Raw genomic sequence first — 13,020 nt, 5'->3', positions numbered from 1 at the left:
TGTTAAAATTGTTTTCCTTTTCCTATGGCAGCCGCAACGATCGTTACTAACTCCTCAGTTTGTACCTGACCATCTAAATTCACATCCGTAGTTCTATATCCTGATTGCCCTAAACTTCCTTGAGAAAGCCCAGCTACCAAGTCTAGAACATCTACCTGACCATCTCCATTAAAATCTCCTCCATATAATGCGCGTACACCATCGATCTCTATGGTTCCTACACTTCCTCCTCGTATGTTTGACAAATTTGTGAGATCTACTACAGTCGTTGTACTACTTAAACTAAAGGTCATGTCTGTCGCAATAGGAAGGTGATTTCTATGCGATATTGAAATATAGTAGTCATCTGCAGTTGCAGTGATGGCTAGTACTGAAGTACCATCCATAGCGACAACATCTCCATCTCTTTGTAACAATGCCGATGAGGAATGTAACACGGTAGTAATAGCATTCTTGTCTCGTAACTCCACAAAAACCCAATCTACGATGGCATTAGCACCAGTTACATCAAATACACTAGAATTTGCTATAGCTCCATCAGTATGGGGAGTATTCGTTGGTAGACGTGCAGATCCTAAGTCAGCTCGCATCAAACTCGCATTGGTATCATAAGCACCTGCTAAAAAGACTTTTATCGCTAATTTTAGCGTAGCTTTATACTCATACGCTCCTACATCTATGGTAGCAGTAGCGTCTGCATTGCCATCTAATTTTCTTGTTTGTCCTGCAATATCGGTGGTCGTATTGTTTTGGTTATTATCTCCGACATCTATTAGTTCACTCCCTACTGCAGGCACCAAACCATCGTCTGCAGTTCCCAAAATAGTATCTACTCCGGCAGGGTCACTACTGTTCACAAAAGGGTCCGATGTTAATGGCATAAAACCACTGCTTGTATAGTTCTGAGAAAAATTATGGCTACTTGTATTGGTGGTACTAGAACCTGAACCATTGAAAATGTCTTCTCGGCCTTGTGTTGTGGCTCCATTACCATACAATACCGTATTGTGGAGCGTTATCGAGGAATTACTTGTGTTATACATTCCTCCCCCTCCTGATGATTGTCCTTGAGTAGTCGTAAGCGTATTGTTAAAAAAAGTACTGTTAATAATACTAACATTTGAATGGGTATTATACATCCCTCCTCCATAATCAAGCGCTTCATTAGCATTAAAAATAGTATTGATGATCCTTGGTGATGAAGAGGTTGTGTTAAACATTCCCCCTCCTCGAAAACTAGAGATATTGCCTGTGAAAATCGTATTGTTAATCTCTGGTGAACCGTCTCGGTTGTACATACCTGCTCCGTATCTAGCTTTATTAGCCATAAAGATGATACGACTCATACTTGGTGAAGAACTCCCATTATACATCCCGCCACCACTGGATTTATATACCGTTACATCATCTATGGTGTTTGTAGCACTCGTAGTATCATCTGCATTTCCTTGGGTTATGGTAAAACCATCTATCTCCGCTGCTGCCGTTAGGTTTCTCGTTACTAATACATGATAGGTGTTGTCTGCAACATCTCCTTCTATACCTATATCTCCACTTAACATCGTAGGGTTGCTATAATCTCGTTCTTCTGGATTACTAGTATTTGCAGTATAACTCCCTTTGAGGGTTATATTTGTATTTAGTAAAAAGTAATAGTCTCTACTAGTTGTGCAACCTGTACACTCACGACTCGTACTCGGTGTATGAGTTTGACCTCCCGCTACACGAATCTCTGTCACTCCTGTACATCCTTGCCTCGCCAAAGCAGATTCTAAACTGGTATATGCATCTGTCCAGGAGCTCCCATTATTAGCTCCTGATGCATTGCTGTCTACATACAATATAGAAGGTACTTCTCCCGAGCACGCATCATATTGAGACTCATACGCACCTACATCTATTTGAGTGGTGCCATTAAAACTACCATCATGCACTCTTGTTCGTCCTGTAATATCGGTAGTTGTATTGTTTTGGTTATTGTCTCCGGCATCGATGAGTGTACTCCCTACTTTCGGAATCAAACCATCGTCTATCGTTCCCCAAGTATTGTCGTCACCGTCAGGGTCACTACTGTTCTCAAAAGGATCCGATGTTAATGTTGTAAAACCGGTACCTGTATAGTTTTCAGAAAAATTATGGCTAGCTGTAATTATAGATTGACCATCCCTATAAATATCATTGTTCACATTATTATATAGTACGGTGCTATACATAGTTATTGTAGAAGTCATGTTAAAAATTCCTCCTCCATTAACAGTAGCAGTATTGCCAAAGAATGTAGCATTGATTATCACCGGGAAACCATTTATGTTATACATTCCGGCTCCTTGGCTTGCTTGATTCGCAGTAAAAACAGTATTGATTATTTTGGGAGCAGAAGCAAATGTATTGAGCATAGCTCCTCCAAAATTAGTAGCTGTATTATTGGTAAAAACAGTATTACTTATCTCTGGTGAAGCAATATTTGTGTTGTACATTCCTGCTCCGAAGCTACCTTGATTCGCACTAAAAATGGTATTGTTTATCTTTGGTGAAGAATTGTAACTGAACATCCCGCCACCGGCAGATTTACTCACCGTTTCAGTATCTATCGTATTTGTACCCGTACCATTTGCATTTCCTTGGGTAATGGTAAAGCCATCTATCTCCGCTGCTGCCGTTAGGTTTCTGGTCACTAATACATGATAGGTGTTGTCTGTAACATCACCTTCTGTACCTATATCTCCACTTAATAGGGTAGGGTTGTTATACTCTTGTTGACCCGTAGTAGTATTATAACTCCCTTTGAGTTTGATATTTGTATTTAGTAAAAAGTAATAGTCTCTACTAGTTGTGCAACCTGTACACTCACGACTCGTACTTGGTTTATGGGTTTGATCCCCTGCCACACGAATCTCATCTCCTGCGTTCGCTGCTACTAAAGCAACTTCTAAACTGGTAAACGCAGTTGCCCAAGAATTTCCGTTTTGAGTCATATTTGTTGATTTAGCATCTACATATATTATTTGTCCCTGCATTTGATGTACAAAAAAGGCGCACACGCAAAATAGCAGTAGTTTTTGTTTAAACGTCCTCATAATTCTCAATAAAAATCTTTGTTATTTAGTCTGCGAATATCTCCGTTTTTAATAGTTTTAAAAAGAATATGTCTTGAACCGCCTAAAAAAAGCGATTAAGACAGTATTTAGCGTGACGAAGAAAAATGAGGAGTGTTTTTTTATATATAGTAATAAGTGCACTTACTTTATTGATATTACTCTTTACTCCTTTTAATTTTTTTTGCAGTGCTTAAATTGTTTAGTAGGATTGTTGCTCCTGTTATTATACATTTTGAGCATTATTTGTCCTTGTCCTTGATGTGTAAAGAAACTACACTTGCAAAATAACAGAGACAGTTTATATTTGATGTTTACTTTTTGTTGAACTTTTAGAACCCTCATTAATTCTCAAAAAACCTTGTAAATAATCCACAAATTTCCTCATTCTATGGCTCTCGAAAAAAATATGTCATAAATCATCTAAAAAAAGGAATCAAAACAGTGTTTTGATGTGACGAAAAAAAGGAAAATTTTATTTCTTATTCTTTTTTTTTAGTATATTGATAACAGAATTATAAACGAACTAAGAGTATGTGTTTTCGGGGGGAGAATGCTTTTACTGTTGTTGTTATATATTTATTTTTTACTGGAGTATTATATGGTCATCATTCTCCAAAAATTGATGTAACAAACAAGACTTTGCTTCATTCTTATGCTGTATTGGAGAAAGATTCTAGTGCCGTACCCCAAGGAATTAAAGGACTTTCTTACTACCAAAAAATAGTGGATACGACTCAAAATAGTACGTTAAAACTAACCGCATTGGATAGCCTTATTGCTAAAACTATTAATGTTCAACCCCAAGTGTATCAACGCGTTGCCAAGGAATATGTAGCACTTGCCGTTGACATGCAGGAATACAATAAGTCTATCGAAAAAATAACTGAATATTGTTACCAATCTGCGTATAATTTAAGTAATGCAGCTCAAGGCATTCAATTTTTAGAATTGATGGCTCCACACCTTGAAAAAGCCACTGACCCGTATAAAGTTATACGATATCATTTTGCGAAAGGGGTTTTATATCGTGAGGTGGGAAAAATCGAAAAGGCCATACAGATATATACAAAAATATATTCAGGTTTTTATGGCAAAGATTCATTAATGATCATGGCCGCATTATATCGAAGAGGAGAGGATTACATACAACTAGCGAAATACGATAACGCTTTAAAAGATGTTACGGAGGCCCAGAGTTACTTTAAAAGAGTAAATAACCTCTATTATGTTTTTAGTACTCAATACACCCTGTCAAGGTTATATGGTCAATTTGGTCTGGAAGAAAAGTCTATTGACGAAATAAAAAAACTGATTGCTGAAAAAATAAAAATCAACTACAACGACTTACTTTCCCATGATTATGCATATTTATCCTGGTGCTACTCGGATCTTGATGATGTGAAAAACATGAGAAAGTATGCACAGTTAGCTTTGGATACCGCTCTTGAAGAGTCTAAAGCTAATTCATTTGTTTCCTTGAGTTATTTTTATTTGGGTTTAGCCAGCGCTTATATTCGAAATGGTCAGTTGAACCAGTGTCAAAAATATTTAGAATTGGGAAAGCAAGATCTTCTTAAAAATCAATTAGACCCACTTAAAGACTTTGATTACAGATTAACTTCAACAGAATATTACTTAAAGCTGGGTCGAATTGAAGATGCTGAGAAGCTAGGCTTGTCATTATTTAAAGATTTTCCTCAAAGAGAACAAATTGAAAGAATTCATATCTATAAATTGTTATATCTGATATATGAAGCCAAAGAAGATTATAAAAAATCGTTCAACCATTTTAGACGTTATACCCACTTAACAGATTCTGTGTATAGTGTTAAAAAAGCGAACTCATTAGTGTACTATCAGACTATATATGAAACTGAAAAAAAAGAAAAAGACCTGGCCATACAACAATCTAAAATAGAATCCCAAACAGCACAACAAACCTATTTAATTATAGGTATTGTTGGCTTGACTCTGATTTTAATAGGTGCTTTTTTATTCATACGTAAAATTATTTCGCAAAAAAATCAAATAGAAAAAGAGGAGCAAAAAGTGGCAGAATCGCTGGTTGAGAAAGAATTGCTATTGAAAGAAATTCACCATAGGGTAAAAAATAATTTACAAATTGTCTATGGTTTAATTCATAAACAATCTAGAAGTTCGGATGATGAAAAATTTAAATCTTTAATGGAAGATTCTCAAAACAGAATAAAGTCCATGGCGATGATTCATCAAAAACTATATCAAAATAATAGTTTTAAAGAGGTTGATATGAAAAGCTATATTACCGAATTGATTAAAGATATTGATGCTACATTTAAAAACAGGAATCAGAAAATACATACCAAGGTTAAAATGGCCGTCACCAAATTTCATATGGACATTGCTATTCCGCTAGGACTTATCTTAAACGAACTACTCACCAATACCTACAAACATGCCTTTAATAATAGTGATGGTAATGTATTTGTTTCCATAGAAAAAAAAGAGGGTCTGCATGAGATTAAAGTAAAAGATGATGGCATCGGAATCCCTAACGACTTGGAAATTGAAAACAGCAGTTCGCTGGGCATGAGTTTAATAGCCGGACTTTGCCAACAAATGAAAGCTACCTTTAATTATAAGAATAGTAATGGTAGTGAGTTTACCATTATTTTAAATACCAATTATTAATTCACAATATGAAAAACTCAGTTTCTATATTAATTGTTGAAGATGAATTTTTGACTTCAGACTTTATAAAAGATGTGCTAGAAGATATCGGATACCGGATTTCAGGAATCGCCAGAAGTGTTGATGAAGCTTGTTTTATCCTGGATAAAGAAGATACAGATATTGCACTCTTAGATATTAACATTCACGGAGAAAAAGATGGTATCGATCTGGCAAAGATCATTAATGCGAAGTACAAGATTCCTTTTGTTTTCTTAACCGCCTTTATGAATGATAAAACTGTAAATGCTGCATTAGCAACAAACCCTTCAGCATACCTGGTAAAACCCTTTTCAAAAGTAGATGTCTATACGAGTATCGAAGTTGCATTGAGAAATTATACAGAAAACAGGGAAGCCAATATTGAGCATAATACGGTTATTTCTAAAGATGTGAATAAAACCTTTATTGGAGAACAATTTCTATTCGTAAAACAAAGAGAAGTGTATACGAAGGTGTTAATCGAGGACCTTTTATACTTTCATTCTGAAATGAAATACATCGATATGCATACAGAGAATATGCGATACACGGTGCGGTATACCTTGTCTGACATTATCCAGCAATTACAACCTCATCCTTTTATTCAAGTGCATCGTTCTTATGTGGTTAACTTTAATAGAATAAAAAAAGTGGGGTCCAATTACGTGTTAATTGAAGATCATAAATTACCCCTGGGGCCCTCTTATAAAAAAAATGTCTTAACCTCTATTAAATTTTTAAAGTAGGAGTTGCATAAAAATACTACAATAAAAAGAGCATCTTGTCTTTCAAGATGCTCTTAAGGTTAGGGAAGGCTATTTACTAGCCTACTCACGCACTTAATAAATGGGTATTTGTTTTTCGATAGCGCTACTTTACGATTATTTTTTTAGTGATACTCCCTTCTTTCGCTTTCACGCGCACAATATATACACCGCTTTTTATGGAATTTGGTACGATCAGTTTATTCAAATCATCACCAACCATATCTTTTTCCAACATGTTTTTCCCTAAAATATCATATACGGTAACCTTTACGGAAGTGCCTCTTTCAATTCCTCTAAGATGAATAGCCCTTTCTACGTAGTACATGTGTACATCAAAAGGATATATTTCTAAATCTGAAGATTTAGATATCGTATGAATATAAAAGCGACCCGCGCCGTTTATATTCTCATTAACGGTGACATTATATACGGCATCGTCCTCATCTAAACGGACAAATGTTCCCTTCTCTAAGTCTTCCAAATAAATTTTCACTTCTTCTGGAAAATGAGCTGTTCTTACCTCAAAAGTCAGTTTAGTTGCTGATGGTGTTCTCAAACTCAATGGAATAATTGTGTTGTTAAAACCTTGCTCATTATCTGGCAATGCTTGTTGCATAAAGTTGATTCCTTGATTGTCATTGACCAGGTGGGTGTAAATACTGATAGGATTTGAACTGTCTGGAAACGCACCAAGATCGAATCTTGGATCTAGGCCGTTAGTTTTTCCTGGCGCATAGCTTACAGTGGTCATACTGTTATTTCCTACTTCATCAGAGACAAGAATCTCCATTTCAGGGTGGTTGTTCGCATTTCTATAAAAAGTGGCACTCGTTTGGTGGCTTAACATGCCCTTGTTAATGGCCACTGAAGTTGTCGCCAAGTCTGAACTCACAAAAAAGCCCTGGCCAGGATAAATATATCCTGTTGTTAAAGGCACATACGCTGTTCCGTTCCATACATATACTGCTTCGTTGGAATCGAAAAGAGCATTTTGGTTTGTTGTTAAAAATGAATTAATATCTATATAGGAAGGAAACGGGTTTCCTAATAAGTTCCATCGGTTCTCATTGGCACCCCCTATGTCACTAGCTGTGATGGTCGGTGTTTGATTCGTGTTTTGTAAAGAACCTATAAATGAATAATTTCCGGAGCCGGTTCTTAATGTTCCATATCCTTGTCCCGAATTAAATGTTGCACTACCTCCTGCTTGAAAATACACCCAGTCTCCATTCGCATCTGTAGTATTTATATACGTACTAATACCTCTGTTAATTCCCGATCCGGAAGCAATACCATTGCCTGAAATCCAAGAGTTATCGTACGTTTCTCCTGTTACAGGAGCAGCCACCAAGTGCCAATTAGTATCAGAAATACTTGTTTTATACGTAAGGGTTCCTGTAAATGTACCATTCACTAATAATGACCCTCCGTGGTCAATTTTCGCACCATTTGTAACCGTTAAACTCGCCGCATTGTCAATAGTTAGGGTACCCGAACTTTCTATAGATAACTGATTAATTGTACGGGTTCCTGTTATCATCGGTGTATTGGTCTGATTCGATATTGTTATTTTAGCACTACTCCCGGGCACAACTCCTTCAGACCAGTTAGCAGCAGTATTCCAATCGTTACTGTCACCACCTAACCAGGTATTTGAATGGTACTCATACCAAGAAGCGGTATCGTCTCCATAAGAAACGCCTAAAAAGTCTAAATATCCATCGCCGTCTAAATCTGCCGCATCTACACTATACCCTCTGTTCACAGTAGCATCAACTGGAATATAGGTCCAACTAATGGGGCTTCCTCCATCATTCCTACTCCATGCCAGGTTTCCGCCAAATCCATTCTCCGCAGCCCAAATAATATCCAGATCACCATCTCCATCCATATCCGCCAGATCTACGTTAAACGCCTCGTCAGCATCCGCTCCCGAAAAGGCAGTTCTTTTGGTAAAAGTACTTGCATCTCCGGCCGTATTTTCATACCAGGCAATAGTATCGTCTCCATAAATAGCTCCTGCTACATCCAGATCGCCATCGCCATCTATATCTCCTACTGCAACACTTCTAACTCCTGCAGCATTATCCTCATCTATAGTTTTAGCTACAGACCAAGTAGTCCCATCACCATTTGTGTTTTCGTACCAAAAAATGTCATTTCCGGTAGAAGCTGCTCCCACAGCATCTAGATCACCGTCGCCATCCATATCGGCCAGTTTTACACTATAAGGACCGCTAAGACTACTAGTAATGGTTACTTGAGCATTAAAATTGTTGTTTCCTAAATTTTTAAACCAACCAATTCTACTACTGCCCCTGGAAGAAAAAGCGATATCAACAAGACCATCGCCATCTATATCTCCAGGAAATACAGTTGTAATCTGAGAATAAGTTGTTGAAGGATTGATAACATCCTCAACGTCAAAACTACCACCACCCGTATTCTTTTTACAATAAACTCTTCCAGATAAATATCCTCCATAAAATACATCCAAATCTCCATCATTATCCGAATCTACCAATACAACGCTAACTAAGCCTAGACCAACACTTGGACCGCGTAAAGTTGTTGGAGTTCCAAAAACAGGGGTAGCGGCTCCATTGTTTTTATACCATTTTAAAGAACTACCGAGATAATCTGCTGTAATCACGTCTAAATCTCCATCATTATCCAGGTCACCAACGGCAATATCTTCAATTCCGTTTGCCGAGGTGGTAATGTTACGCTTTTCAAAACCTGTAGAAGGGGTCACAGAACTTGTTGCGGTTTGCGCTCGAAAGCTAAAGTTATAGGCAGTTGCAGGACCTCCTGTAGCTGTAGTAAGTTGCACGGTAATGATTTCGCCATACTTAAAATCTTTGTCAGGATTAAACGTATTGATCATAGTACCTCCTCCGGAAAACACTCCGGCTATTTCACCCGATAAACTACCGGAAATAATTGTATTTGTATCTGACAGTGTCACTGCTGCAGAAAATGTCATAACAACATTTGCATTTACGGCCGCATTTATACTATTGGCAGTTGGTGTTGAGGAACTAAAGGTTTGACTGTTTGTTGTTATGGTAAAAAAGCCAAACATACATAGGAAATATCCCAAAAAGAGTGGTTTGCTTTTGCATATATACGCAGTTTTTCTATTCATAGTGTATATTTTAAGGTTATTAACGTTATTGAAAAATGAAAGTAACGAAGTAGTTCGTTCTGCAAAAAAAAATGTCTTAGACCTCTAAAAAAAATGCTTTAATAGCATTATTCAAGAGATAAAGGTATTTTCAGATGTGCTAGATGGCTATTGCTGTATTCTTTTGTTTTCTCTATACTCGCTAAAGTAAACTTCGTTCGTTTAAGAAAACAAAAAACCAAGACATATGTCTTGGTTTTTATCTGTACTCAAGGTGGGAGATACCTTCGGTGTTCCCAAAGCGTCGCTTTGAAAATCAAAAACCCACAAAAACAAAAAAGCAAGCTTTATGTTATTGCTTGCTTTTTGATTTATTCGTACTCAAGGTGGGAATCGAACCCACACTCCCGAAAGAACTGGATTTTGAATCCAGCGCGTCTACCAGTTCCGCCACTTGAGCATTTGTATTGCGGACTGCAAAGCTATAAAAATATTTTAGTATAAAACTTAAAATAGACTTTAAAACTCATCAAATAATTTTATTTTTGTCTGCAACAACAACTAATAACAAAGCACACACAACTACATGGCACCAAATCAATTGTCTCCCAAGCTTTTTGCATGTAAGCAAAGCATGGAACTAGCAGAAAAAATTTCAAAAGAATACGGAATGGAATTAGGAAAAGTAATCACTACACATTTTAGTGATGGAGAATTCCAACCCGCCTTTGAAGAATCGGTAAGAGGACGAAGAGTATTCATTATTGGATCTACATTTCCCAATGCAGATAACCTCATGGAAATGTTATTAATGCTCGATGCTGCGAAAAGAGCGTCTGCAAGACATATTACGGCAGTAATGCCTTATTTTGGATGGGCACGTCAGGATAGAAAAGACAAACCAAGAGTAGCTATTGGAGCTAAACTAGTAGCAAACTTGTTACAAGCAGCTGGAGCTACACGAATTATGACGATGGACTTGCACGCAGATCAGATTCAAGGGTTTTTCGAAAAACCGGTAGATCATTTATATGCATCTACGATCTTTATGTCCTATATCAACAATTTAAAATTAGACAATCTTACGATAGCCTCACCAGATATGGGAGGTTCTAAAAGAGCATATGCCTATTCTAAATTTTTGATGTCTGATGTTGTGATCTGTTATAAGCAGCGTAAAAAAGCTAATGTTATTGGTCATATGGAACTGATAGGAGATGTAGCAGGTAAGAATGTGATCTTGGTAGACGATATGATAGATACAGGAGGGACGTTAACTCGAGCAGCCGATTTAATGATGGAAAGAGGAGCGCTAAGTGTACGCGCAATTTGTACACATCCTATTCTTTCTGGAGACGCATATGATAAAATTGAAAAGTCAAAATTAACAGAGCTAATTGTCTCAGATACAATTCCTTTAAAAAAGGATATATCTAAGATAAAAGTTGTATCTTGCGCGCCCTTATTCGCCGATGTGATGCATAAAGTACAAGAAAACACATCCATCAGTGATCAATTTTTAATGTAAATAAATAAGTAAAAAAGAAGTAATGAAATCAATTACAATCAAAGGATCAAAAAGAGAAAGCGTAGGTAAGTCAGCGACTAAAGCCTTACGTAATGCTGGTATGGTTCCTTGCGTTATATACGGAGGAGATAAGCCAGTTCATTTTTCTGCAGAAGAAAAAGCATTCAAGAACTTGGTGTATACTCCAAATGTATATACTGCAGCAATTGAGGTTGACGGGCAGAAAATTGCAGCTATTTTGCAAGACATTCAATTTCACCCAGTAACAGATAAGATTTTACACGTAGACTTCTATCAGTTATTTGACGATAAGGAAATTACAATGAACATTCCTGTAAGACTTGAAGGAACTTCTCCTGGAGTTTTAAATGGAGGTTCTTTACGTTTTACAAATCGTAAATTAAGAGTAAAAGCAGTACCTGCTAACTTGCCAGATTTTGTAACGGCAAACATTTCTAAGTTAAAAATCGGAAATAAACTATTTATTACTGAGTTGTTTAACGACAAGTACACTTTTATGCACCCAGACAATACCGTAGTTGTTCAAGTTAGAACTTCTCGTAATGCAGTAGATGATGAAGTAGAGACGGAAGAAACTGAAGCAGCAGAAGGAGCAGATACTCCAGAAGCAACAGCAGCTGAATAAAAAGAAATATCTTTTATATATAGAAAGCGTTACACACAGTGTAACGCTTTTTTATTTTAGTATTTTAGCGAAATGAAGATATGGCGGCTTTTATTTAGAAAGAATGCAAGTGACGCAAGTAACGAATACAGTATGAAAAAGTTTTTAATAGTAGGTTTGGGAAATATTGGCAGCGACTATACGGATACGCGACACAATATAGGATTTCAAATTGTTAATGAGTTGGCTAATGATCATGATGCGAAATTCGAAACAGAAAAACTAGGAGATATTACTTCTTTTCGTTTTAAAGGAAGAACATTCGTATTATTAAAACCGAGTACGTATATGAACCTAAGTGGAAAAGCAATTAAGTATTGGATGACCAAAGAAAAAATTCCCTTAGAAAATGTATTAGTTATTACAGATGATGTAAATATTGACTTCGGAATGATTAGAATTAAAACGAAGGGAAGTGCGGGAGGACATAACGGGTTGAAAGATACAGAAGCAAAATTAGGAACTCAGAAGTATAACCGTTTTAGATTTGGAGTAGGAGGAAATTACGCTAAAGGGCGTCAGGTCGAATATGTACTGGGGAAATGGAATAAAGACGAAGAAAGTCAATTAATAGAACGACTACCTATAGCTACAAAAGCGGTATTATCTTTTGCAACAGACGGCATTCAAAACACGATGAATAACTTTAATGGGAAGTAATTAATTATCACTTGCGAACCACTGTGCAAATGAGGTTTCCGTTTCTTGCAATTTTAAGCTAAACAAATTGATGCTTTTAGGAAGACGCTTTTTGATCTTGGAAGCAAAATCTATGATCATCATCTCACTAGTAGGCTGATAGTCAACTAAAATGACATGATGACCTCTATCTGCTAACTCTTTTGCCAATTCTACATGTGGAGTGTTCTTATTAAATACAGTAGCATGGTCAAAAACATCAACGATTTCTTCTTTAACAATTTTCTTTAAATCAGAAAAATCGATGACCATCCCATATTTCACATTCGAACTATCACTAATCGGAGATCCAATGACAGTTACATCTAGTTTATAACTATGCCCATGTACATTTCTACACTTGCCGTCATAACCATATAAAGCATGGCCGGTTTCGAAATTAAACTGTTTCGTAATACGTATTGTACTCATGTGTGTTCTTAGAT

General features: G+C 36.7%; 8 protein-coding genes and 1 tRNA gene. 5 read left to right on the top strand and 4 right to left on the bottom strand.

Annotated features, from left to right (window positions below; translation table 11 throughout):
* Positions 1-2 precede the first annotated feature (2 nt).
* The gene (locus RQM59_RS02460; protein ID WP_349240472.1) at positions 3-3,077 is read right to left on the bottom strand and encodes a beta strand repeat-containing protein; all 3,075 of its coding nucleotides are present in this window, start codon (positions 3,075-3,077) and stop codon (positions 3-5) included.
* Between the two features lie 552 nt (positions 3,078-3,629).
* On the opposite strand from RQM59_RS02460, the gene RQM59_RS02455 reads away from it, so the two are divergent.
* Together RQM59_RS02455 and RQM59_RS02450 are read left to right on the top strand one after the other, a co-directional pair.
* Positions 3,630-5,768, top strand: a complete 2,139-nt coding sequence (locus RQM59_RS02455) for a tetratricopeptide repeat-containing sensor histidine kinase (protein ID WP_349240471.1) — start codon at positions 3,630-3,632, stop codon at positions 5,766-5,768.
* Between the two features lie 8 nt (positions 5,769-5,776).
* On the top strand, positions 5,777-6,535 hold the full coding sequence (locus tag RQM59_RS02450; protein ID WP_349240470.1) for a LytR/AlgR family response regulator transcription factor: 759 nt from the start codon (positions 5,777-5,779) through the stop codon (positions 6,533-6,535).
* A gap of 124 nt (positions 6,536-6,659) precedes the next feature.
* On the opposite strand, the gene RQM59_RS02445 is transcribed toward RQM59_RS02450, so the two are convergent.
* Both RQM59_RS02445 and RQM59_RS02440 read right to left on the bottom strand, forming a co-directional pair.
* Positions 6,660-9,704 carry an FG-GAP-like repeat-containing protein gene (locus RQM59_RS02445; RefSeq protein ID WP_349240469.1) on the bottom strand — a complete coding sequence of 1,015 codons (3,045 nt, stop codon included), beginning with the start codon at positions 9,702-9,704 and terminating at the stop codon, positions 6,660-6,662.
* A gap of 357 nt (positions 9,705-10,061) precedes the next feature.
* A tRNA-Leu gene (locus RQM59_RS02440) sits at positions 10,062-10,143 on the bottom strand.
* A gap of 126 nt (positions 10,144-10,269) precedes the next feature.
* Here RQM59_RS02440 and RQM59_RS02435 point away from each other — a divergent pair.
* The 3 genes from RQM59_RS02435 to pth all read left to right on the top strand — a co-directional run bounded on the left by RQM59_RS02435 (position 10,270) and on the right by pth (position 12,556).
* On the top strand, positions 10,270-11,211 hold the full coding sequence (locus tag RQM59_RS02435; RefSeq protein WP_349240468.1) for a ribose-phosphate pyrophosphokinase: 942 nt from the start codon (positions 10,270-10,272) through the stop codon (positions 11,209-11,211).
* Positions 11,212-11,233: 22 nt separating this feature from the next.
* Positions 11,234-11,857: a 50S ribosomal protein L25/general stress protein Ctc gene (locus RQM59_RS02430; RefSeq protein ID WP_349240467.1), complete on the top strand. Its 624-nt coding sequence runs from the start codon at positions 11,234-11,236 to the stop codon at positions 11,855-11,857.
* A gap of 132 nt (positions 11,858-11,989) precedes the next feature.
* On the top strand, positions 11,990-12,556 hold the full coding sequence (gene pth, locus RQM59_RS02425; protein WP_349240466.1) for an aminoacyl-tRNA hydrolase: 567 nt from the start codon (positions 11,990-11,992) through the stop codon (positions 12,554-12,556).
* On the opposite strand, the gene RQM59_RS02420 is transcribed toward pth, so the two are convergent.
* Positions 12,557-13,006, bottom strand: a complete 450-nt coding sequence (locus RQM59_RS02420) for a 6-pyruvoyl trahydropterin synthase family protein (protein ID WP_349240465.1) — start codon at positions 13,004-13,006, stop codon at positions 12,557-12,559.
* Between the last annotated feature and the right edge of the window lie 14 nt (positions 13,007-13,020).

The sequence above is a fragment of the Asprobacillus argus genome, assembly GCF_032248395.1.
In the GTDB taxonomy this organism is placed as follows: Bacteria; Bacteroidota; Bacteroidia; order Flavobacteriales; family Flavobacteriaceae; genus Polaribacter; species Polaribacter argus.
This window is presented reverse-complemented; position numbering and strand designations above follow the sequence as displayed.